Raw genomic sequence first — 24,055 nt, 5'->3', positions numbered from 1 at the left:
CCCGGGCGAGGTCCGAGTTTGTGGCCACCCCCTTCCCCAACCCTTCCCCGCAAGGGGGAAGGGAGCCTATCCGTCGGTGCCCACCTCACACGGCCCTGTCACGACTGTCTTGCAGAGTATCGACCGTTAATGACCCATCCCGGCGAACAGTTTTACCCCGAGGGCGTGCATTGGGACGACACCATCGTCCAGGGCACGCTGCCTGACCTGCTTTCGACGGCCGCGGCAAGCTACGGCCCGCGGACCGCGCTGGAGTTTCGCGATCGTCCGATCACCTATGCCGAGCTCGCTGCCATGGCCGAGCGTGCGGCGGCGGCGTTTCTGCGCGCCGGCATCGGCAAGAACAGCTCCGTTGCGCTGTTCCTCGGCAATACGCCCGATCACCCCGTCAATTTCTTCGGCGCGCTGAAGGCCGGGGCCCGGGTCGCGCATCTCTCGCCGCTCGACGGCGAGATCGCGCTGACGCACAAGGTCTCGGACTCCGGCTCGCGCCTGCTCGTCACCTCGAACCTCCAGGCCCTGCTGCCGACCGCGCTGAAATTTCTGGAGAAGGGGCTGATCGATTGCCTCGTCGTCTGCGAGGACGACAATTGGGGCAAGGTCGGCACGCCGCAGGCGGCGATCCCCGATGATCCGCGCATCGTCACCTTCAAGGCCTTCGTCGAAGGCGCGCCGCTGCCGGCGCAATGGCCCGCCGTTGCAGTCGATGACGTCGCGCTGCTGCAATATACCGGTGGCACCACCGGCCTGCCGAAGGGCGCCATGCTCACGCACGGCAATCTCACCTCCGCCGTGTCGATCTACGACGTCTGGGGCAAGCCGGCACGCGCGGCGCGCGGCGACGCCATCGAGCGCGTGATCTGCGTGCTGCCGCTGTTCCACATCTATGCGCTCACCGTCGTGCTGCTGTCCTCGCTCAGCCGGGGCAATCTGATCTCGCTCCATCAGCGTTTCGATGTCGAGGCCGTGATGCGCGACATCGAGGTCAAGCGCGCGACCTATTTCCCGGGCGTGCCGACGATGTGGATTGCGATCGCCGCGCTCCCCGATCTCGACAAGCGCGACTTCTCCTCGCTCACCGCCATCGGCTCCGGCGGCGCACCGCTGCCGGTCGAGGTCGCGAGCTTCTTCGAGCGCAAGGTCGGCAAGAAGCTCAAGAGCGGCTGGGGCATGACCGAGACCTGCTCGCCCGGAACCGGCCATCCGCCGACGGGGCCCGAGAAGCCCGGCTCGATCGGCCTGATGCTGCCCGGTATCGAGCTCGACGTCGTCTCGCTGGAAGACCCGAGCAAGGTGATGCCGACGGGCGAGGTCGGCGAGATCCGCATCAAGGGCCCGAACGTCACCAGGGGCTATTGGAACAAGCAGAAGGACGTCGCGGAGTATTTCTCCGACGGCCGCTTCCTGACCGGCGACATCGGCTACGTCGACACCGACGGCTATTTCTTCCTGGTCGACCGCAAGAAGGACATGATCATCTCCGGCGGCTTCAACGTCTATCCGCAGATGATCGAGCAGGCGATCTACACCGTTCCCGGCGTGCACGAGGTGATTGTGCTCGGCATCCCCGATCAATATCGCGGCGAGGCCGCAAAGGCCTTCATCAACCTCAAGCCGGATGCAAAGCCGTTCTCGCTCGACGAGCTGCGCGCGCAGCTCGCCGGCAAGGTCGGCAAGCATGAATTGCCGGCGGCGGTCGAGTTCGTCGACGATCTGCCGCGCACGCCGGTCGGAAAGCTGTCGCGCCACGAATTGCGCCAGCAGCAGATACCATCGCAATCCACGCAACCAGGAGGTCGCTCTTGACCGACGCCGTCATCGTTTCCACCGCCCGTACGCCGATCGGCAAGGCCTATCGCGGCATGCTCAACGCCACCGAGGGCGCCACGCTGCTCGGCCATGCCATCGGCGAAGCCGTTGCGCGCGCCAAGGTCGATCCGAAGGAGATCGAGGACGTCGTGATGGGCGCAGCGCTGCAGCAGGGCGCGACCGGCGGCAACATCGCGCGCAAGGCGCTGCTCCGTGCCGGTCTGCCCGTCACCGTCGCCGGCACCACGATCGACCGTCAGTGCGCCTCGGGCCTGCAGGCGATCGCGCTCGCCGCGCGCTCGGTGATCTTCGACGGTGTCGAGGTCGCGGTCGGCGGCGGCGGCGAGTCGATCTCGCTCGTGCAGAACGACAAGATGAACGGCTTCCACGCGCAGGATCCCGCGCTGCTCAAGATCAAGGGCGAGGTCTACATGCCCATGATCGACACCGCCGAGATCGTCGCCAAGCGCTATGGCATCTCGCGCGAGAAGCAGGACGAATATTCGCTGGAGAGCCAGCGCCGCACGGCAGCAGCCCAACAGGGCGGCAAGTTCAAGGACGAGCTTGCGCCGATCACCACGCAGATGGCGGTCACCGACAAGGCGACCGGCGCCGTGACGATGAAGGACGTGACGCTGTCGCAGGACGAAGGTCCGCGCCCCGAGACCACGATCGAAGGCCTCGCCGGCCTCAAGCCCGTGCGCGGCGAAGGCTTCTCCATCACCGCCGGCAATGCCAGCCAGCTCTCGGATGGCGCCAGCGCCTCCGTCATCATGAGCGACAAGGAAGCCGCCAGGCGCGGCCTCAAGCCGCTCGGCATCTTCCGCGGCTTCGTCTCCGCCGGCTGCGAGCCGGACGAGATGGGCATCGGCCCGGTGTTCGCCGTGCCGCGCCTGCTCAAGCGCCATGGCCTCAAGGTCGACGATATCGACCTCTGGGAGCTCAACGAAGCCTTCGCGGTGCAGGTGCTCTATTGCCGCGACAAGCTCGGCATCGATCCCGAGAAGATCAACGTCGACGGCGGTGCGATCGCGGTCGGCCATCCCTACGGCATGTCGGGCGCGCGCCTGACCGGCCACGCTCTGATCGAAGGCCGCCGCCGCAAGGCCAAGTACGCGGTCGTCACCATGTGCGTCGGCGGCGGCATGGGCGCTGCGGGACTTTTTGAGGTGTTGCAGTAATCGTCGTCCCGGCGAAAGCCGGGACCCATACGCCGCAGCGGACGTATGGAACGCAGATGGTCGTGGCCTTCGCAAAACATTGAAGGCCGGTGGTTATGGGTCCCGGCCTTCGCCGGGACGACAAGGGAAGCTCACAGGAGGATCCGATGGATCTCGCATTCACGAAAGAAGAGCAGGCGTTTCGCGAGGAAGTGCGGTCATTCTTCCGCGACAACGTGCCGCCGGATACGCGGCGCAAGCTGGTCGAGGGCCGCCACCTCTCGAAGGACGAGATGGTGACGTGGTGGCGCATCCTCAACAAGAAGGGCTGGGGCACCAGTCACTGGCCGACGCAGTATGGCGGCACGGGATGGACCTCGGTGCAGCACTACATCTTCAACGAGGAGCTGCAGTCCTATCCGGCGCCGCAGCCGCTCGCCTTCGGCGTCAGCATGGTCGGTCCGGTCATCTACACCTTCGGCAACGAAGAGCAGAAGAAGAAGTACCTGCCGCGCATCGCCAATGTCGACGATTGGTGGTGCCAGGGTTTTTCGGAGCCGGGTTCGGGCTCTGACCTCGCCTCGCTCAAGACCAAGGCCGAGCGCAAGGGCGACAAGTGGATCATCAACGGCCAGAAGACCTGGACCACGCTAGCCCAGCACGCCGACATGATCTTCTGCCTCTGCCGCACCGACAACAACGCCAAGAAGCAGATGGGCATCTCCTTCATCGTGTTCCCGATGAAGTCGAAGGGCGTGACCGTGCGTCCGATCCAGACCATCGACGGCGGCGTCGAGGTCAACGAAGTCTTCTTCGACGACGTCGAGGTTCCCTACGAGAACCTGATCGGCGAGGAGAACAAGGGCTGGGATTACGCAAAGTTCCTGCTCGGCAATGAGCGCACCGGCATCGCGCGCGTCGGCGTCTCGAAGGAGCGGCTGCGTCGCATCCGCGATCTGGCTTCCAAGGTCGAGTCCGGCGGCAAGCCGATCATCCAGGACGCCGCGTTCCGCGAGAAGCTGGCGGCCTGCGAGATCGAGCTGAAGGCGCTCGAGCTGACGCAGCTCCGCGTCGTTGCCGACGAGGGCAAGCACGGCAAGGGCAAGCCCAATCCGGCCTCGTCCGTGCTGAAGATCAAGGGCTCCGAGATCCAGCAGACCACCACCGAGCTGTTGATGGAAGTGATCGGCCCGTTCGCCGCGCCCTACGACGTGCACGGCGACGACGGCTCCAACGAGGCCATGGACTGGACCGCGCAGATCGCGCCGAGCTACTTCAACAACCGCAAGGTCTCGATCTACGGCGGCTCCAACGAGATCCAACGCAACATCATCGCCAAGGCGGTGCTGGGGCTTTGATTCAACAATGACGGTGTCGTCCTCCGCGAAAGCGGGGGACCCAGTACGCCGCGGCGGTCGTGAGTACGGCAGGCTGCTGCGTTTACTGGATCCCCGCCTTCGCGGGGATGACGTCTGAGGGTGAGGCGACGGCAGGGCAATTCCCGCCGATTTGGAGAGAAACATGGATTTTGATTTGACCGAGGAGCAGCGGCTCCTGAAGGACAGCATCGACGGCCTGCTGACCGATTCCTACGATTTCGAGAGCCGCAAAAAGTACATGAAGGAGAAGGGCGGCTGGAGCAAAGCCGTCTGGGGCAAGCTCGCCGAGCAGGGTCTGCTTGGTCTGCCCTTCAGCGAGGCCGATGGCGGCTTCGGCGGCGGCGGCGTCGAGACCATGATCGTGATGGAAGCGCTCGGCAAGGCGCTGGTGCTCGAGCCTTATCTGGCGACCGTCGTGATCGGCGGCGGCTTCCTGCGCCACGCCGGCACCGATGCGCAGAAGGCCGCGCATGTGCCAGGGATCGTCGACGGCAGCAAGACGCTGGCGTTCGCCCAGCTCGAGAAGAACTCGCGCTACGATCTGTTCGACGTCGCCACCGCGGCGAAGAAGAAGGGCGACGGCTGGGTGATCGACGGCGAAAAATTCGTCGTGCTCAACGGCGAGAACGCCGACACCCTCATCGTCACTGCGCGCACCAAGGGTAACCGTCGCGATACCACCGGCATCGGCGTGTTCCTGGTGCCGGCGAGCGCCAAGGGCGTGACCAGGAAGTCGTACCCGACGCAGGACGGCCTGCACGCCGCCGACATCACCCTGACGGGTGTCGAGGTCGGCAGCGACGCGGCGATCGGCAACCCTGACGACTCGCTCGCTCTGATCGAGCGCGTGGTGGACGAAGCCCGCGTCGCGCTCTGCGCCGAGGCGGTCGGTCTGATGGATGAATCGCTGAAGACCACGGTCGAGTACATCAAGACGCGCAAGCAGTTCGGCGTCGCGATCGGCTCGTTCCAGTCCTTGCAGCACCGCGCCTCCGACATGTTCGTCGCGGCCGAGCAGGCACGCTCGATGTCGATGTTCGCGACCATGGCGAACGATTTCGAGAACGCCAAGGAGCGCTCCAACGCGATCGCCGCGGCCAAGGTGCAGATCGGCAAGTCGCTGAAATTCGTCGGGCAGCAGTCGATCCAGCTTCACGGCGGCATCGGCATGACCATGGAGGCGAAGATCGGCCACTACTTCAAGCGCCTGACCATGATCGAGAACACCTTCGGCGACACCGACTACCATCAGCGCCGCGTCGCGGATGCGGGTGGGTTGGTTTGAGCTGATCTAGACCACACGACGACTGTCATCCCCCGCGAAAGCGGGGGATCCAGTACGCCGCGGCTTCTCGGTTCTAGCCGCGTCGTCTCTGGAATACTGGATCGCCCGGTCAAGTCGGGCGATGACATCTGAACGAGAGGCGACAGGAGCAACAACAATGAAAAACACCCCGTTCGATCTCACCGGCAAGGTCGCAATCGTCACCGGCTCCAGCCGCGGCATCGGCCGCTCCTCGGCCGAGCTGCTGGCAAAGCTCGGCGCCAAGGTCGTGGTGTCCTCGCGCAAGGCCGACGCCTGCAAGGAGGTCGCCGACGGCATCAATGCCTCCGGCGGCGACGCTACCGTCATCCCCTGCAACATCGCGCGCAAGAACGAGGTCGAGGCGCTGATCGCGGGCACGATCAAGCACTACGGCAAGATCGACATCCTCGTCTGCAACGCCGCGGTGAACCCGTATTACGGCCCACTGCTCGACATCACCGACGAGGCGTTCGACAAGATCATGGGCTCGAACGTCAAGAGCAACATCTGGCTCTCGGCGCTCGCGATCCCGCAGATGGCGGAGCGTGGCAACGGCTCCGTCGTCATCATCTCCTCGATCGGAGGCTTGCGCGGCTCGACCGTGATCGGCGCTTACGGCATCTCCAAGGCCGCCGATTTCGCGCTGTGCCGCTCGCTCGCCGGCGAATGGGGCCCGAAGGGCGTCCGCGTCAACTGCATCGCGCCCGGCCTTGTCAAGACCGATTTCGCCCGCGCGCTGTGGGAGGACGAAGCCAACCTCAAGCGCCGCACTGCCACCACGCCGCTCCGCCGCATCGGCGAACCCGACGAGATCGCCGGCGCAGTCGCCTATCTCGCCTCGGACGCATCGAGCTTCATGACCGGACAGACCATCGTCATCGACGGCGGCGTGACCACGGCTTCGGTGTAGCCGCCGCTGCTCCGCTACCGGCCCCGCTCGGCCAGGGCGTCTTCGATCGCGCGCACGACGAGCAGGGCGGATCTCTCGTCGAGATGCACGCCATCGGCCCAGCGCAGTTCGCTCAAGCGAGGATTGATCGGCAGCCAGCGCGCGCGATCCGGGAACGCCGCGTGGACGATCTCTCCGGTGGTGCGGACGAACCGAGAGTCCTCGATCTCCGGCGCGAAGGGAATGTGGATCAGAAGGGCAAGCGTGCCGCGCCGCTGCAGGTCGTCGATGAGCGCCTTGATCAGGGCGACGTTTGTGCGCGTCGGCCCGGTCGGGTCTTCATCGTTCATCTGTTCCACGGCGCGGTCGAGATAGACCTTGTTGTCGAATGTGTCTGGTGGCTGGCTGAGCAGGCGGTCCTGCTGTGCTCGCGCCTGCGCGGGATCCGGGCTGGCGTGATTCCAGGTCTCATATGCCGCGGTTGCCGCGCGTATCGGACGCAGGAACAGTGTTTCTGCGCCAACGCCGCCCGAGAATTTCTCGATCAGCGCGGTGTCCGGCACGCGCGTGAGAACGTTCGTCTCGATGAGGACGAGCTTCGGCAGGCTTCGCCGCTCGGCGAGAATCCGCAGGCTGGTCACTGGCGAGCCTCCGGCCAGAGCCAGGTTCCGGACTTGGGGGCGCGAGAAATACTCTTCCTTGAGGCGCCACATGACCGAGCTGCCGACCAGCACGATGTCCGGCGTCGGCTCACGCGCATAGCGGTTCAGGGTGACGAGGCTGCCGTCGCGCGTGGTGACGGCCGGCTGCTGCAGCGCGGAGCCGAAGCGCGCGGTGGCAAGGCCGCAGGCGAGCAGCATTGCCACCGCGGCAGCAGCGCATTTGATCAGCCATGAAAACCGGGATGCGCGCTGCATGGTCAGAACTGGAAATAGATGAAGGCGGCGTCCGGGCCGGCCTCGAGAAAGGCCATCGCGGCGAGCGCGCCATAGAGATACGGCTCCCATCGCCGCAATCTGCCCTCAAGCAGTGCGCCGATGCCGAGGTGCTGGATCAGCACGGGCAGGGCGTAGAGCAGCGCCATGTTGCGGAACAGCTTTGTCGGATTGGGATTGTCGGTCGGTGCGAACATGCCTGCGAGGTAGCCGAGCGCGTGATTGAAGTTCGGCAGCTTGAAGAAGATCCACAGCATCGTCACGCAGAAAAACACCATGCCCATGCGGACGACCCGCACCACGGGCCCGGCTTCGCCGAGCAGTTTCAGGAACGGCCGCTCGACGACCAGCAGCAGGCCGTGCAGCATGCCCCACAGCGCGTAGCTCAGGCTCGCGCCGTGCCAGAGCCCGCCGAGCGTCATCACGATCATCAGATTGAGGCAGGTCCGGACCGGCCCCTTCCGGTTGCCGCCGAGCGGGATGTAGAGATAGGTCCGCAGCCACGTCGATAGCGAGATGTGCCAGCGCGTCCAGAACTCGGAGAACGAGGCCGAGATGTAGGGCAGATCGAAGTTGATCGGCAGGCGGTAGCCGAATAGCAGCGCGAGGCCGAGCGCGATCGCCGAATAGCCGAAGAAATCAGCGTAGATCTGGTAGCTGTACAGGAACACGAGCAGCCAGCGGTCCGCCGTCGCCACGGTCTCGTAGAGCGGATAGTCCATATAGGACGTCATCTCGTTGAGGTTGTTGGCGACGTAGAGCTTGAAGAAGAAGCCGGACAGGATCCATTTTGCGGCCTCCACAAAATCGACGTCGGCGAGCCGCTTGGGCGCGATCTGCGGCATGAATTGCCCTGCGCGGGTGATCGGCCCGGACACTAGCTGCGGGAAGAAGATGATGTAGAGGAACACGTCCCGCAAGCGAGGCGGTTGCTTCTCGCGCGTCAGGTCGACCAGCAGGCTGATGTTGTGGAACACGAAGAACGAGATGCCGATCGGCAGCGGCAGCCGCAGCAGGACGTCGATCGGCGCAATGCCGGTCGGGTGCACCGAGCTCGGTTCGATGAACAGCAGCTTGTATTTGAAGAACGCCAGCAGCGCGAGATTGAAGACGATGCCGGCCGGCATCCAGACCGCGCGGTTGCTGAACGCCAGCACCAGGCAGAGATAGGTCCCGAGCACGGCAAGCAGCAGCAGCGGCAGCAGGTCCGGCTGGCCGGAGCCATAGAACACCAGGCTCGCCAACACCAGCAGCTGAACCTGGAAGGGGCGCAGCGGCGGCAGATAATAGGCGCCGAACACCACCGCAACGAAGACGCCGAACTGAACCGAAGTGAAACTCATGCCGCCCCGAAATGCCCGATCCGGGATGTAGCATTTTCGCCGAGATGGTCATAGCCTACTGGGCCCGCCTTCTTCCCTCTCCCCTTGCGGGAGAGGGTGGCTCGCCGCGACAGCGACGAGACGGGTGAGGGGTATGCCTCCACGAGCGCATCTCTCGCACTATTCCTCGCTGATCGAACCCCTCATCCGGCGCCATAGCCGAAGCTTCGCTTCGGCGTTCTCTTAAGGACGGCGGCCGAAGGCCGCCTACGCCACCTTCTCCCACAAGGGGAGAAGGGAAGGGCAAGGCGATGCGCGCATCCCACCTTGACCTTCCTGCCCTAATCCGCTCCTTTTGGCGCGACACAATGACCCGTCACCGGGAAAAAACGCCAAGGTAAGCTTCCATGTCTTTCGTCCTCGCCATCGACCAGGGCACCACCTCCTCGCGCGCGATCGTGTTTCGCAGCGACATCTCGATCGCCGCCCGCGCGCAGCAGGAGTTTCCGCAGCATTTTCCGGCCTCGGGCTGGGTCGAGCACGAGCCGGAGGACATCTGGACCTCGACCGTGATGGTCTGCCGCGATGCGATCGACCAGGCCGGCATCACGGCGAAGGACATCGCCGCGATCGGCATCACCAACCAGCGCGAGACCACCGTGGTGTGGGACCGCACTACGGGCCAGGCCGTGCACCGCGCCATCGTCTGGCAGGACCGCCGCACCGCGGGCGTCTGCGCCAAACTGAAAGCCGATGGCCGCGAGCCGCTGATCTCGCAGAAGACCGGCCTGATCATCGATCCCTATTTCTCCGGCACCAAGGTCGCCTGGATCCTCGACCATGTCCCCGGTGCCCGCGCACGCGCCGCACGCGGCGAGCTGATGTTCGGCACCGTCGATTGCTACCTGCTCTGGCGCCTCACCGGCGGCAAGGTACATGCCACCGACGCCACCAATGCCTCGCGCACGCTGCTGTTCAACATCCACACCGGCCAGTGGGACGACGAGCTCTTGGAGATCATCGGCGTGCCGCGCTCGATGCTGCCCGAGGTGAAGGATTCCTCCGCGCGCTTCGGCGAGAGCACGCCGGACCTGTTCGGTGGCCCGATCGCGATCTCCGGCATCGCCGGCGACCAGCAGGCCGCCACCATCGGCCAAGCCTGCTTCCGCCCGGGCATGATGAAGTCGACCTACGGCACCGGGTGTTTCGCCCTGCTCAACACCGGCTCCACGCCGGTGGTATCGAAGAACAAGCTGCTCACCACCATCGCCTACCAGCTCGACGGCAAGCGCACCTACGCGCTCGAAGGCTCGATCTTCGTCGCGGGTAGCGCCGTGCAATGGTTGCGCGATGGCCTCGGCATCATCAAGCACGCCGCGGAGACCGGGCCGCTCGCCGATCAATCCGACTCCATGCAGAGCGTCTATCTTGTCCCCGCCTTCGTCGGCATGGGCGCGCCCTACTGGAACCCGCGCGTGCGCGGCGCGCTGTTCGGCCTCACCCGCAACACCGGCCCGGCCGAGCTTGCGCACGCCGCGCTGGAGAGCGTCTGCTACCAGACCTTCGACCTCTGGGCCGCGATGCGCGCGGACTGGCCGAGCTCGGAAACCGCGAGCGTCGTGCTCCGCGTCGATGGCGGCATGACCGCGTCGGACTGGACCATGCAGCGGCTCGCCGATCTTCTCGACGCGCCGGTCGATCGCCCCGTGATTCAGGAGACCACCGCACTCGGTGCGGCCTATCTCGCCGGCCTCAATGCGGGCGTCTATCCCGAGCCGACGAAGTTCGCCGACAATTGGCGGCTCGAGCACCGCTTCAAGCCGAACATGAGCGAGGCAACGCGCGACCGGAAGCTCGCCGGCTGGGCGAGGGCCGTGAAGGGCGTGCTGGCGAGCGACGAGGGGGAGGAGTAGGGCAGGTCGCGCCGGCGAAAGTCTCGTAGCCCGGATGGAGCGCAGCGAAATCCGGGTTTTCTCCGCAGGCAAGAATCCCGGATTACGCTTCCGCCTTCGCTCTTCGAGCTTCGGCGGACAAGTCGCTCCATCCGGGCTACAAAAACAACAATCGGGAGAACCACAATGAACACGGATTTCAACCGCGTCATCCAAAAGCTCAGCATTGCAGCGATCTGCGCCGCGTTGCTCACCTCCACCGCCATCGCGCGCGAAAAACCGAACCCGCTTCTCAGCGCGCGGCAGGTCAAGACGGACGTCGCCGGCCTCAACGCCCCCGCCCAGATCCTGGTCGACGTCTGGGGCATCCCGCACATCTATGCCGGCAACGAGCACGACCTGTTCTTCCTGCAAGGCTTCAACGCCGCGCGCGACCGGCTCTGGCAGATCGATCTCTGGCGCAAGCGCGGCCTCGGCCTGCTCGCGAAGGATTTCGGCCAGGCCTATGCGGAGCAGGACAAGGCGCTGCGGTTGTTTCTCTATCGCGGCGACATGAATGCGGAGTGGGCGGCCTATGGCCCCAAGGCGAAGACCTATGCGGACGCCTTCGTCGCCGGCGTCAACGCCTATGTCGCCGACGTGCGCGCGGGCAAGCGTCCGTTGCCGATCGAGTTCAGGATCGCCGGCACCATGCCCGATGCCTGGACCGCCGACGATGTCGTGCGCATCCGCAGCCACGGCCTGACCCGCAATGTTTCCTCCGAGGTCAAGCGCTCGCTGGTCGCCTGCGCCGCCGGTCTCGATGCCGATCGGTTTCGCGTCAAGCTCGAGCCGGCCTGGACCACGAATATTCCCGAGGGCCTCGATCCCTGCAGCGTTCCGAAAGCGGTGCTCGCGGCCTACGATCTCGCGACGCGCCCCGTCGCCTTCGCCGCGCCAAAGGACCAGAAGGCCGCGCTCGCGCACGATCCCGACAAATACCTCACCGAAGCCGATCAGCAGCGCGACACCATCGGCTCCAACAATTGGGTGATCGCGGCCTCGCGCACCGCGACGGGCCGGCCGATCCTTGCCAACGATCCGCATCGCGAGCACAGCGTGCCCTCGCTGCGCTACATCGTCGGTCTCAATGCGCCCGGCTTGTCCGTGATCGGCGCCGGTGAGCCGGCGCTGCCCGGCATCTCGATCGGCCACAACGGCACCATCGCCTTCGGCCTCACCATCTTCAACGTCGACCAGGAAGACCTCTACGTCTACGAGCTCAACCCGCAAAATCCCAACCAGTATCGCTACGGCAATGGCTGGGAGGACATGCGCATCGTTCACGAGAAGGAAGAGGTGAAGGGCGAGCCCGATCGCGACCTCGAGCTGAAATTCACCCGCCACGGGCCGGTGATCTTCGTTGATGACAAGAACAACCGCGCCTTCGCCGTGCGCTCGATCTGGTTCGAGCCCGGCACGTCGGCCTATTTCGGCTCGTCGGACTACATGACCGCAAAGGACTGGAACGGTTTTCTCGGCGCCATGCGGCGCTGGGGCGCGCCGTCGGAGAACCAGGTCTATGCCGACACCAAGGGCAATATCGGCTGGGTCGCTGCCGGCAAGACGCCGCGCCGCGTCAATTTCGACGGCCTGATGCCGGTGCCCGGCGACGGCCGCTACGAGTGGCAGGGATTTCTGTCGCTCGACGAGCTGCCGAAAGCCTATCAGCCGAAGCAGGGCTTCTTCGCCACCGCCAACCACATGAACCTGCCGCCCGATTATCCCGTCAACGAGCGCAGGGTCGGCTTCGAATGGTCCGACAGCGCGCGCTGGCAGCGCATCACCGACGTGCTCGCGGCCAACAACAAGGTGACGCTCGCCGACGCCATGGATCTGCAGAACGACGATACGGCGATGATGGGTCGCCGTCTGGTCAAGCTGTTGCAGCGGCTGACGTCCGACGACGCCAACGTGAAGCAGGGCCTCGATCTGCTCAAGCCATGGGATGCGCGTGACAGCGCGGACAGCGCGGCGGCGGCGGTGTTCGAGGTGTGGATCGCCAATCATCTGGGCCCCGTACTGCTGAAGATCACGGCGCCGAAGGCGGCGGACTTGATCGCGCCCGAGGCCTCCAGCATCTCGGCACTCGTCGCCGCGCTGGAATCTCCGGATGCGTCGTTCGGCGCCGATCCCGCGGCCGCGCGCGACCAGATTTTGCGCGACAGCCTCGGTGCTGCGGTGGCCGATGTCATCAGCAAGCTCGGCCCTGATCCGTCCACCTGGCGCTGGGGCCGCCTGCATGTCGCAAAGTTCGATCACGCGCTGATGCCGCTCGCCGACAAGGCCACCGCGGCGCAATTGTCGGTCGGTCCGCTCGCCTATGGCGGCGCCGCCAACGTGCCGCGCGCCGCCACCTATCGCCGCTCGGATTACCAGCTCACCGCGGGCGCCTCGTTCCGCATGGTGCTCGACGTCGGCAATTGGGATGCGAGCCGCACCATCAACACGCCCGGCCAGTCCGGCGATCCCTTCAGCGGCCACTACCGCGACCTCGCCCCGCTCTGGGCAACGGGCCAGTATGTGCCGCTGCTCTACAGCCTCGCAGCGGTGGAAGCCGCGACCGCGGAAGCGATCACGCTGACGCCGAGGTGAATGAGGCGAGCTCCGTTTCACCTCTCCCCGCTTGCGGGGAGAGGTCGGATCGCTCTTGCGATCCGGGTGAGGGGGTACAGGTCTCACGACGATCTCAATCGTGGAGAGATGCCCCTCACCCCAACCCTCTCCCCGTAAGAACGGGGCGAGGGAGCGCACCGCCGCTTTGGCCTGAACTGAACGAGCCAGCCCCATGATCATCCCCGACGGCTATTCCGACATCCCCGCCGGCAAGATCGCCGCGATCGTCACCCATCTGGAGATGACCGCGCGCCCCGCTCACCGCGACGAACTGCCCGGCACGTGGACCCTGCGCAAGGCCGACGCACCGGCGCTCGCCTGGTATCGCGATCTCTTCCGCCGCGTCGGCGAAGATTGGCTGTGGTTCTCACGCGCACGCATGAGCGACGCGGAGCTCGCCGCGATCATCCACACCGCCGGCATCGAGATCTATGCGCTCGTCGTAGACGGTCGCGAGGAGGGCCTGCTCGAGCTGGATTTCCGCAAACCCGGCCAGTGCGAGCTGGTCTATTTCGGCGTCACCGCCAGCCTGATCGGCACCGGCGCCGCCCGCTTCCTGATGAACCGCGCACTGGAGCGCGCGTGGCGCGGCGATGTGCGTCGCGTCTGGGTGCATACCTGCACCTTCGATCATCCGTCGGCCGTCGCATTCTATCAGCGCTCGGGATTTCGGCCGTTCCGGCGGCAGGTCGAAGTTGCGGATGATCCGCGGCTCGACGGCACGCTCTCGCGCGACGCGGCGAAGCATGTGCCGATTGTCGAGTAGTCTCTTTCCACGTCGTCATTGCGAGCGCAGCGAAGCAAAGCAATCCAGTCTGTCTCCGCGGAAAGATTCTGGATTGCTTCGCTGCGCTCGCAATGACGGAGTGTGGGTGCGCTATTTGCACCCTCAATAATTATACCGCACCCCAAAACTAAACCCCTGCGCCAGCAGGTTCGTCGTGTTGAACACCGGCAGTGGCCGCACCGGTCCGACGGCGGGGCCCGGCGGCACCAGGGTTGGATTGACGCCGGTGTCGACCAGTCCGCCGGCACGCTGCACGCCGGTCCAGTACATGACATCGTAGCCGGCGATCAGCCGCCAGGCGGGTGCGATCTGATAGCCGGCCTTGAGCGAGATCTCCGGCACCACCGCGAAGCGGGTCTGTTCGAAATGACCGATATTGCTGGGGGCGGCGAGGAAACCGCCCGCGGTGGTCTTGGTGACAGCGCCGATCGTGCTCGTCGTCGAGCCCGAGATATCGGCAGTGTTGAGATTGGCGCCGAGCGCGACCTTGCCGCGCCATTCCAGCGACCACGGGCCGTTGCGCCACTCGCCGGTGAGGCCGAGATCGAGGCCGTGGAAATTGCTCGCAGCCTTGAAATTGTCGGTGGGCGTAAACACCCCGAAGGCTGCGCTGTTCAAGGTATCGGTGATCCAGAGCGTGTCGGACGAACGCAGATAGCGATAGCCGATCAGCGCACTCACGCGCTGTCCGCTCCACGAGCCAATATCCTGCCGATAGAGCGCGCCGGCACCGAGAAGGCGAGAGGTCTCGTTGGCATTGACGCTGCCGGTGCCGATGCCCGGAAAGCCGGCGATCAGCGCGTCCTGCGCGCCCGTCGAGACGTTCAGGAACGGGCGCATCAGGATCGGGCTAGTGCCGGTGTTGGCGGCAAAACCGGTCCCGACATTCTCCAGCCCGAAGAACGAGGCCTCGATGCCACGGCTGCGCTGCGGATCGAACCAGTAGCCGGCCGTGATCCGTCCACCCGAACGCCAGTCCTTGTTGACGCTGGAATCCCCGAACAGCACCGTCGTGGTCGGTTGCCCCAACACGCCGGCCAGGCCCAGCGGCGTACCGATGGGAGCCGTGGTCACCAGCGCCGGCAGCTTGTCGCCGCTCACGCTCCAGGCGAGATAGTCGGCCTCGGCCCAGAACGGATTGAAATCAACGGCTTTCGGCGGCGCCTTCACCGGCAGATCGGCGGCAAGCGCGCTCGTGCCGCCAAGTGCCGTCGTAGCCAGGATCATCCCGGTCGCTACAGCGCAAACTGCCCGCCGATTCATGGCCGCTCCCCCAAGCTCCCGAAGATGGAACCATGCGACAAATTGTTCGGCAAGGCGGAGTTGACGAGAGCGGCGAAGGAAACCGGCGGCTGTTGCCGCAAAGCCTCGTTGTCAAATGGGGGCTCGTAGCCCGGATGGAGCGAAGCGCAATCCGGGGCTTTCTCACCCGTGGATCGATTCCCGGATTTCGCTTCGCTCCATCCGGACTACAGCGCCGAACCGCTAGCTGTCGAAGTTCACCGCCGTTGTATTGGCACCGCAGACCAGCACGCAGATGCGTTCGCCTGCCGACGGGCGATAACGGCCGGAGAGCAACGCTGCAAACGCGGCAGCGCCGCCGGGCTCTGCGACGAGGCGCAGGCGCGACCATAGCGCTGCCTGCGCCTGCCGGATCGCATCGTCACTGACCAGGACGACGCGCTCGACATGGGCGCGTGCAATCGGGAACATCAATTCACCGACGCGCCGCGGCGCGAGGCTGTCGGCGGCGACGCCGCCGGCCGGCGCATCGACCGGTGCTCCCGCCGCGAGTGCGGCGTGCAGGGTCGGCGATAGCTCCGGCTCGACGGCAATGATACGCGTTCTCCCGGCGCTCCATGCCGCGATGCCGCCGATCAGCCCGCCGCCGCCGACGGCCACCAGCAGCGTGTCGATATCAGGCGCATCCTGCTCCAGCTCCAGGCCGACGCTGCCCTGGCCGAGCAGGGTCTCGGCCTGGTCGTAGGCATGAACGGCCAACGCGCCGGTCTGGGCGAGATGCGCTTCGCTCGCGGCGAGCGCGTCGGCGTAGCGGCTGCCCGCGATCACGAGTTTCGCGCCATAGCCCCTGATCCGCTCGGCCTTGGCCGGCGAAGTGATGTCGGGCACGAAGATCGTGGCGGGAATGCCGAGGCGCTGCGCCGCATAGGCCGCCGCCGCGCCGTGATTGCCGCCGGACGCGGCGACGATTCCGGCTTGCGGCACCTGCCGCAGCAGCAGATTGGCAAAGGCGCCCCGCGCCTTGAACGATCCGGAATGCTGCAGCATCTCGAGCTTGAACGTGACGGGCGCCGGGGCAAGCCCGAAATCGGCGAGATCGGCCTGAATGAGCGGCGTGCGCCTGATGTGCGGACGGATGACGGCCTCGGTCGCCGCGATCCGCTCCCGATTGATGTCTGATGTCGCTGTCATGATGCCGTCCTTGATAGCGCATTCGGGAGACGCTGTCGCGAGCCCGTTGCATTCGACGCAAGGCTGCATGTCCGGGATTTTCCTTGCGCGGCCGCAATCTCATCGTGGAAACTGATCGGCCCTGCCTTGTTCAACGCCAGAGAAGAGCGAGAACCATGTTCCTGATCGGCCAATATGATTCCCCCTTCGTCCGCCGCGTCGCGATTGCGCTCCGGCTCTACGGGCTCGCGTTCGAGCACAAGCCGTGGTCGACTTTCGGCGATGCCGACAAAATCGCGCCGTACAATCCGCTGCGCCGGGTCCCGACTCTGGTGCTCGATGACGGCGAGGCGCTGATCGAGAGCACGATCATTCTGGATTATCTCGACGAGCTCGTCGGTGCGGAGAAGGCGATGCTGCCGCGAAGCGGCGTCGAGCGTCGCCGGCATCTGCGCATCTGCGCGCTCGCGACCGGCCTCGGCGACAAGGCGGTCAGCCTGCTCTACGAGCGCGTGCTGCGGAAGGAGCAGCTCGCGCTATGGGTCGAGCGCTGCCAGGCGCAGATCGGCGACGTGCTCGGCGTGCTCGAGGCCGAGCGCGCCAAGGTGACGACGCCGTATTGGCTCGGTGCCCGCGTTGGCCACGCCGACATCGCGGTCGCCTGCGCCCTCAGGTTCACCCGCGAGGCGCATCCGCAATTGTTCGACACGGCGCGCTACCCGGCGCTGAGCGCGCATGCCGAGCGTTGTGAAGCGCTGGCCCCGTTCAGGGACATCGTGCAGCCGCTGGCGCCGCCGAAGGGGTGAGGCCTCTTACCCTCCCCTGGAGGGGGAGGGTCGGCTCACATGAGCGTAGCGAAATGTGAGACGGGGTGGGGTGATCCCTCCACACGGACACTGTTCGAGGTGGAGAGACCGTCACCCCACCCCGCTTCGCATTTCGCTTCGCTCATACGAAGCGACCCTCCCCCTCCAGGGGAGGATGGGGACCGTGCGTTTGGGATGAGAGTTGCCTTCACACGCGACACCCGATCCTGCCTCGATACAGGTGTTTTGCCCGACGGAGCAAGTAATTTTCGGTTAGACCGAAAATCACCAGGCCATTCAACCCCATCCGTACTGTGCATGGGGTCGTTTTCGCGTCTCGCGTTCCGTGAGTCTAACCCGCGCCTGCGCGCTTCTTCTGCCAGACCAGATGCACCGCGCAATTGCAGCCCGGCGGATGCGAGGCGAGGTCCTTCGACGTTTCGTCATTCGCAGGCGTCGCGGCGAAAGCCTTGTCGGCGTCCTGTTGCGAGGGGATGTAGTTCAGCACCGGCGCGAGCCAGCGCTCGGTCTCGGCCACGCTCATGCCCTTGCGTGCGGCATAGTCCTCGACCTGGTCGCGCTCGATCTTGCCGACGCCGAAATAATAGCTCTCGGGATTTGCAAAATAGAGCCCGGACACGGATGAGCCCGGCCACATCGCAAAACTCTCGGTGAGCTTCACGCCGGCGGTGGCTTCCGCATCGAGCAGCTCGAACAGCGTCGCCTTCTCGGTGTGGTCGGGCTGCGCAGGATAGCCGGGCGCGGGGCGGATGCCCTGATATTTTTCCAGGATCAGCTCGTCGTTCGAGAGCGCCTCGTCCGGCGCATAGGCCCAGAACTCCCGGCGCACGCGGGCATGCATGCGCTCGGCGAAGGCTTCGGCGAGACGATCGGCCAGCGCCTTGCACAGGATCGAGGAGTAGTCGTCGTTGGCCATCTTGAAGCGGTCGGCGACGGCGTCCTCGCCGATTCCTGCGGTGACGACGAAGCCGCCGACATAGTCGGGCACGCCCGAGGGCGCGATGAAGTCGGAGAGCGCGGCGTTGAAGCGGCCCTCGCGCTTCTCGAGCTGCTGGCGCAGCGTGTGCAGCGTCGCGATGCGCTTGGTCCGGCTCTCATCGGCATAGAGCACGATGTCGTCGCCTTGCGCGTTCGCCGGCCAGAAGCCGACGGTGGCGCGCGCCCGGAACCACTTTTCCTTGACGATGGTGTCGAGCATCTTGCGCGCATCGTCATAGAGCGAGCGGGCGACTTCGCCGACCTTGTCGTCCTTGAGGATCGCGGGGAAGCGGCCGGCGAGCTCCCAGGTCTGGAAGAACGGCGTCCAGTCGATATAGGGCACGAGCTCGGCGAGGTCGTAGTCGTCGAAGCTCTTGATGCCGAGGAAGGTCGGCTTCACCGGCTTGTTGGCTGCGAAGTCGACCGGCACGCGGTTCTTGCGGGCGTCGGCGAGCTTCAGCCGCTTCTTGTCGGCCTGCGCGCGCAGATGCGCCTCCGAGATTTTTGCGTATTCGGCACGGACCTCGGCCGCATAGGCTTCGCGCCTCTCAGGGCTCAGCAGCGAGGACGCGACGCCGACGGCGCGGCTGGCGTCGTTGACATGCACGACGGGACCGGCCCGATAGCTCGGGTCGATCTTCACGGCCGTATGCACGCGGCTTGTAGTCGCGCCGCCGATCAGCAGCGGCAGCTTCAACCCTTCGCGCTGCAATTCGCCGGCGAAGAATGCCATCTCGTCGAGCGAGGGCGTGATCAGGCCGGACAGCCCGACGATGTCGGCCTTCTCCGCCTTCACCGTCTCGACGATCTTGGCGGCCGGCACCATCACGCCGAGGTCGATGACCTCGTAATTGTTGCACTGGAGCACGATGCCGACGATGTTCTTGCCGATGTCGTGAACGTCGCCCTTGACGGTCGCGAGCACGATCTTGCCGGCCGACGAATTGGCGCCGCTCTCGACGCCGTTTGCAGCGTTGCGCGCCTTTTCCTCTTCCATGAACGGCATCAGCCAGGCCACGGCCTGCTTCATCACGCGGGCGGACTTCACCACCTGCGGCAGGAACATCTTGCCGTCGCCGAAGAGGTCGCCGACCACGTTCATGCCGGCCATCAGCGGACCTTCGATCACGTCGAGCGGGCGCGAGGAGTTCTTGCGGGCCTCTTCGGTGTCCTGCTCGATGAACTCGGTGATCCCATGCACCAGCGAATGCGACAGCCGTTTCTCCACCGGCCATTCGCGCCAGGCGAGATCGGCTTCCTTGGTTTCGGTCTTCTTGCCGCGGAATTTCTCCGCGAGCGCCAGCAGGCGCTCGGAGGCGCCCGCGTCGCGATTGAGGACGACGTCCTCGCAAGTTTGGCGTAGTTCGGGATCGATGTCGTCATAGACGATCATCTGTCCGGCATTGACGATGCCCATGTCCATGCCGGCCTTGATGGCGTGATACAGGAACACCGAATGCATGGCCTCGCGCACCGGCTCGTTGCCGCGGAACGAGAACGACAGGTTCGACACGCCGCCCGAGATGTGCGCACCCGGCAGGTTCTGGCGGATCCAGCGCGTCGCCTCGATGAAGTCGACGCCGTAATTGTTGTGTTCCTCGATGCCGGTCGCGATCGCAAAAATGTTCGGATCGAAGATGATGTCTTCCGGCGGGAAGCCGACGCGGTTCACCAGGATATCGTAGGCGCGCTTGCAGATCTCGGTCTTGCGCGCGAACGTGTCGGCCTGGCCGACCTCGTCGAACGCCATCACCACGACAGCCGCGCCGTGGCGGCGAGCGATCTTGGCTTCGTGAATGAACTTGTCCTCGCCTTCCTTCATCGAGATCGAGTTGACGACCGGCTTGCCCTGCACGCATTTCAGGCCGGCCTCGATCACCGAGAACTTCGACGAGTCGACCATCACGGGCACGCGGGCGATGTCGGGCTCGGCGGCGACGAGGTTGAGGAAGGTCACCATCGCGGCTTCCGAATCGAGCAGGCCTTCGTCCATGTTGACGTCGATGATCTGCGCGCCGTTCTCGACCTGGTCGCGCGCGACCTGCAGCGCGGCGGTGTAGTCGCCATTGGTGATCAGCTTGCGGAAACGGGCCGAGCCCGTGACGTTGGTGCGCTCGCCGACGTTGACGAAGGGGATGGCGTCCGTCAGCACGAACGGCTCGAGCCCGGAGAGGCGCAGCTTTGGTTCGATCTCCGGCACGCTACGCGGCTTGTGCGGGGCAACGGCTGCAGCGATGGCTGCAATATGATCCGGTGTGGTACCGCAGCAGCCGCCGACGATGTTGACGAGGCCGGACGCAGCAAACTCGCCGACGAGACGCGCCATGTACTCCGGCGTCTCGTCATACTGGCCGAATTCGTTCGGCAGGCCGGCGTTGGGATAGGCGCAGACCAGCGTGTCGGCGACGCGGCCGATATCGGCGATATGCGCACGCAGGTCTTCGGCGCCGAGCGCGCAGTTGAAGCCGATGGTGACGGGTTTTGCGTGCCGCACCGAATTCCAGAACGCCTCCGGCATCTGGCCCGAGAGCAGGCGGCCGGATTTGTCGGTAATGGTGCCCGACACCATTACGGGCATGTCGATGCCGAGCTCTTCGGTGATTTCGGCGATCGCATAGAGCGCCGCCTTCGCGTTCAGCGTATCGAAGATGGTCTCGACCAGCAACAGGTCGACGCCGCCGTCGATCAGGCCGCGGATCTGCTCGCCATAGGACTTGCGCAGATCGTCGAAGGTGACGGCGCGGTAGCCGGGATTGGCGACGTCAGGCGAGATCGAGGCGGTGCGGTTGGTCGGGCCGATGGCGCCGGCAACGAAGCGCGGCTTGCCGTCTTCGGCGGCGACGCGTTTTGCGGCGTTGCCGGCGAGGCGGGCGCCTTCGCGCCCCATTTCGTACACGATGTCGGTGAGGTCGTAATCGGCCTGCGCAATCGAGGTCGTCGAGAAGGTGTTGGTGGCGACGATGTCGGCGCCGGCGCGCAAATAGGCGGCGTGGATGTCCTCGATCGCCTGCGGCTGGGTCAGGATCAGGAGATCGTTGTTGCCGCGCAGGTCGCGATGGAAGTTCTTGAAGCGCTCGCCACGGAAAGCCGCCTCGTCGAACTGGAGGTTCTGGATCATCGTGCCCATGGCGCCGTCGAGCACGAGGATGCGCTCGCGTGCGGCGTTGATGAGGGCGGTTCGCTTGGGCGAAATGGATACGGTCATGATGTCTTAAGCCGCCTTCTGCGCGCTCTTGGCGCGAATGCCGAGCAAATGGCTGATCGCGAACACGAGATCGGCGCGGTTCATGGTGTAGAAATGGAAGGTGTCAACGCCGTTCTTGGCGAGCTTCTGCACTTGGCCCGCCGCAACCGTCGCGGCCACAAGCTTGCGGGTCTCGGCATCGTCGTCGAGGCCCTCGAACTTCGCGGCGAACCAGTCCGGCACGGTGGTGCCGGCGCGGGTGACGAAATTGCGGGCCTGCTTGAAATTGTGCATGGGCATGATGCCCGGCACGATCGGGATGTTGATCCCGCGGGCGCGGACGCGATCGAGATAGCGGAAGTAGAGGTCGTTATCGAAGAACACCTGCGTAATCGCGCGCGTTGCACCCGCGTCGACCTTGGCCTTGAGCGTATCGATGTCAGCATCGAAGTCGCGTGCTTCGGGATGCTTCTCGGGGTAAGCCGAGACGGAGACCTCGATATCGCTGTGCCGCTTCTTGATGCCGGCGACGAGCGCGTCGGACGTCTGATAGCCGTCGGGATGGCTCGCGTAGGGCGTGCCGATGCCGCCGGCGGGATCGCCGCGCAGGCCGACGATGTGGCGGACGCCGACCTCGTGGTAGCGGTCGACGATCTCGTCGATCTCGCCGCGCGAGGCGCCGACGCAGGTCAGATGCGCGGCCGGCAGCAGCGCGGTCTCTTTGAGGATGCGGGCGATGGTCGAGTGGGTGCGTTCGCGGGTCGAGCCACCGGCGCCATAGGTCACCGAGACGAATTTCGGGTCGAGCGGGGCCAGCCGGTTGATGGTCTCCCAGAGATTCCGCTCCATATCTTCGGTCTTGGGCGGAAAGAACTCGAAGGAGATCGCGGGCCGCCTTGCGGTGAGGTGCCCGTCAGGGTGGGCAGGCGTCGTCAAATCGGTCATGGCACCACTCACTCCAGGGGCGCGCGCCAGCGGTTTCGCGGCGGCGGTCGGGTCCAGCTTGGGAGCGGCTAAGATAGGGCAATGGCGGATTTCTCGACAGCCCATCAGAGATGGGAAGTCGCCCACTTTTGTCAGGAGAGTGTCAAATATTGCGCTGCGGAGGAGCCGAGTGGGACGCGATGCTCAGGAGAATAAAATATAGCAGTATCAATATATTAATTCTATTTTTGTAGCGTGTTGATTGCGCTGTTCAGGGTGGGCAGGATGAATTTGATGTTGCATGGCCTACAATCGTCCCAACATCGCGCTCCTGCCGCCCGCACGGCCTCTCCGCCCGCACACGCCAGACCTGCGCTGTGGGCCCATTGCCGCCGCGCGGCCCTCCACTACGTTAGCGCTCCATGATCCCGCTTTCAGTCCTCGACCTCTCCGTCGTCACCACAGGCACAAAGCCCGCCGCAGCGCTGCGCAACAGCATCGCCCTGGCGCGTCATGTCGATGGGCTCGGCTATGTCCGCTACTGGCTCGCCGAGCACCATAACCTTGCCTCGGTCGCGAGCCCGGCGCCCGACGTGATGATCGGGCAGATCGCTGCGGTCACGAAGCATATCCGCGTCGGCTCCGGCGGCGTGATGCTGCCCAACCACGCGCCGCTGGTGGTGGCCGAGCGCTTCAAGATGCTGGAGGCATTGTTTCCCGGCCGTATCGATCTCGGCCTCGGCCGCGCTCCGGGCACTGATGGTGCCACGGCTTATGCGTTGCGCAGCCGGCTCGACCGCCGCGAGGGTGACGATTTCCTGGAGCGGCTGCATGAATTGATTTTGTGGGAGACCCGCGAATTTCCTGCAGGCCATCCCTACCACAACGTCGTCGCGATGCCTGACGACAGTCCGTTGCCGCCGATCTGGCTGCTCGGCTCCAGCGATTATTCGTCGGAGCTTGCCGCGCAAGTCGGCATGGGCTTCGCCTTCGCGCATCATTTCGCGTCTCACGATGCGATTGATGCGATGGTGCACTATCGCAACCGCTTCCAGCCCTCGGCCTGGCGTGCGACCCCGCATGCGATCCTTGCGGTCGCCGTCATCACGGCCGATACCGACGAAGAGGCCGAAAAGCTCGCCACGTCCTTCGATCTCAACCGGCTGCGCCGCGACCGCGGTCAATATCTGCCATTGCCGAGCGTCGAGGAGGCGCTGGCCTATCCCTATACGGATTCCGAGCGCGTCTCGATCGTGCGCAACCGCTCGCGCCTGTTCGTCGGCAGTCCGGCGACGGTGCAGAAGAAGCTTCAGCCGCTGATGGATGCGAGCAAGCCGGACGAATTGATGGTGATCACGGCCGTGTACGATCACGAGGCGCGCAAGAGGTCGTATTCGCTGCTCGCGGAGGCCTTTGGGCTGGCGAAGCAGGCGGCGTAACTCACCCTCCCCTGGAGGGGGAGGGTCGATCGCGCGCAGCGCGAGCGGGGTGGGGTGATCTCTCCAAACGGGCACTGTTGGATGAGGAGAGACCGTCACCCCACCCCGTCTCACATTTCGCTGCGCTCAATGTGAGCCGACCCTCCCCCTCCAGGGG

The 24,055-nt window shown here is 65.2% G+C and carries 16 protein-coding genes; 10 read left to right on the top strand and 6 right to left on the bottom strand.

Annotation, left to right across the window (positions count from 1 at the left end):
* The first annotated feature begins 129 nt into the window (after window positions 1-129).
* The 5 genes from pimA (at window position 130) to NLM32_RS39595 (ending at window position 6,564) form a co-directional block, all read left to right on the top strand.
* Window positions 130-1,806: a dicarboxylate--CoA ligase PimA gene (gene pimA, locus NLM32_RS39615; RefSeq protein WP_254134081.1), complete on the top strand. Its 1,677-nt coding sequence runs from the start codon at window positions 130-132 to the stop codon at window positions 1,804-1,806.
* Entirely contained in the window at window positions 1,803-2,990 is a 1,188-nt protein-coding gene (locus NLM32_RS39610) for an acetyl-CoA C-acyltransferase (protein ID WP_254134080.1), read from the top strand. Before pimA ends, NLM32_RS39610 begins: the two co-directional genes overlap by 4 nt.
* A gap of 146 nt (window positions 2,991-3,136) precedes the next feature.
* The gene (gene pimC, locus NLM32_RS39605) at window positions 3,137-4,327 is read left to right on the top strand and encodes a pimeloyl-CoA dehydrogenase large subunit (protein WP_234683137.1); all 1,191 of its coding nucleotides are present in this window, start codon (window positions 3,137-3,139) and stop codon (window positions 4,325-4,327) included.
* 163 nt (window positions 4,328-4,490) lie between these two features.
* Entirely contained in the window at window positions 4,491-5,633 is a 1,143-nt protein-coding gene (gene pimD, locus NLM32_RS39600; RefSeq protein ID WP_254134079.1) for a pimeloyl-CoA dehydrogenase small subunit, read from the top strand.
* A 157-nt stretch (window positions 5,634-5,790) separates the two neighbouring features.
* Entirely contained in the window at window positions 5,791-6,564 is a 774-nt protein-coding gene (locus NLM32_RS39595) for an SDR family NAD(P)-dependent oxidoreductase (RefSeq protein ID WP_254134078.1), read from the top strand.
* Between the two features lie 14 nt (window positions 6,565-6,578).
* Here the strand turns inward: NLM32_RS39595 and NLM32_RS39590 are convergent, their stop codons facing one another.
* Together NLM32_RS39590 and NLM32_RS39585 are read right to left on the bottom strand one after the other, a co-directional pair.
* A complete protein-coding gene (locus tag NLM32_RS39590; protein WP_254134077.1) occupies window positions 6,579-7,460 on the bottom strand; it encodes a hypothetical protein in 882 nt (293 codons plus the stop codon).
* Between the two features lie 2 nt (window positions 7,461-7,462).
* Window positions 7,463-8,821, bottom strand: a complete 1,359-nt coding sequence (locus NLM32_RS39585) for an MBOAT family protein (protein ID WP_254134076.1) — start codon at window positions 8,819-8,821, stop codon at window positions 7,463-7,465.
* A gap of 386 nt (window positions 8,822-9,207) precedes the next feature.
* On the opposite strand from NLM32_RS39585, the gene glpK reads away from it, so the two are divergent.
* The 3 genes from glpK (at window position 9,208) to NLM32_RS39570 (ending at window position 14,113) form a co-directional block, all read left to right on the top strand.
* Window positions 9,208-10,713: a glycerol kinase GlpK gene (glpK, locus tag NLM32_RS39580; RefSeq protein WP_254134075.1), complete on the top strand. Its 1,506-nt coding sequence runs from the start codon at window positions 9,208-9,210 to the stop codon at window positions 10,711-10,713.
* Window positions 10,714-10,878: 165 nt separating this feature from the next.
* On the top strand, window positions 10,879-13,326 hold the full coding sequence (locus NLM32_RS39575; protein ID WP_254134074.1) for a penicillin acylase family protein: 2,448 nt from the start codon (window positions 10,879-10,881) through the stop codon (window positions 13,324-13,326).
* Between the two features lie 193 nt (window positions 13,327-13,519).
* Window positions 13,520-14,113, top strand: coding sequence for a GNAT family N-acetyltransferase (locus NLM32_RS39570; RefSeq protein ID WP_254134073.1), 594 nt, complete (start codon window positions 13,520-13,522; stop codon window positions 14,111-14,113).
* Between the two features lie 123 nt (window positions 14,114-14,236).
* Here NLM32_RS39570 and NLM32_RS39565 read toward each other — a convergent pair whose 3' ends face one another.
* Entirely contained in the window at window positions 14,237-15,361 is a 1,125-nt protein-coding gene (locus NLM32_RS39565) for a BBP7 family outer membrane beta-barrel protein (protein ID WP_254134072.1), read from the bottom strand.
* A 258-nt stretch (window positions 15,362-15,619) separates the two neighbouring features.
* On the bottom strand, window positions 15,620-16,567 hold the full coding sequence (locus NLM32_RS39560) for a threonine/serine dehydratase (RefSeq protein ID WP_254134071.1): 948 nt from the start codon (window positions 16,565-16,567) through the stop codon (window positions 15,620-15,622).
* A gap of 155 nt (window positions 16,568-16,722) precedes the next feature.
* Here NLM32_RS39560 and NLM32_RS39555 point away from each other — a divergent pair, with 155 nt between their 5' ends.
* Window positions 16,723-17,352 (top strand): glutathione S-transferase family protein, encoded by a 630-nt coding sequence (locus tag NLM32_RS39555; RefSeq protein WP_254134070.1) that lies wholly within the window; start codon window positions 16,723-16,725, stop codon window positions 17,350-17,352.
* 352 nt (window positions 17,353-17,704) lie between these two features.
* Here NLM32_RS39555 and metH read toward each other — a convergent pair whose 3' ends face one another.
* Complete coding sequence (metH, locus tag NLM32_RS39550) at window positions 17,705-21,556, bottom strand: methionine synthase (RefSeq protein ID WP_254134069.1); 3,852 nt, start codon at window positions 21,554-21,556, stop codon at window positions 17,705-17,707.
* 6 nt (window positions 21,557-21,562) lie between these two features.
* Window positions 21,563-22,480 carry a methylenetetrahydrofolate reductase [NAD(P)H] gene (metF, locus tag NLM32_RS39545; protein WP_254134068.1) on the bottom strand — a complete coding sequence of 306 codons (918 nt, stop codon included), beginning with the start codon at window positions 22,478-22,480 and terminating at the stop codon, window positions 21,563-21,565.
* A gap of 401 nt (window positions 22,481-22,881) precedes the next feature.
* Here metF and NLM32_RS39540 point away from each other — a divergent pair, with 401 nt between their 5' ends.
* Window positions 22,882-23,898, top strand: a complete 1,017-nt coding sequence (locus tag NLM32_RS39540) for an LLM class flavin-dependent oxidoreductase (RefSeq protein ID WP_254134067.1) — start codon at window positions 22,882-22,884, stop codon at window positions 23,896-23,898.
* Window positions 23,899-24,055: the final 157 nt, after the last annotated feature.

The sequence above is a fragment of the Bradyrhizobium sp. CCGUVB14 genome, from assembly GCF_024199935.1.
Taxonomy (GTDB): Bacteria; Pseudomonadota; Alphaproteobacteria; order Rhizobiales; family Xanthobacteraceae; genus Bradyrhizobium.
This window is presented reverse-complemented; position numbering and strand designations above follow the sequence as displayed.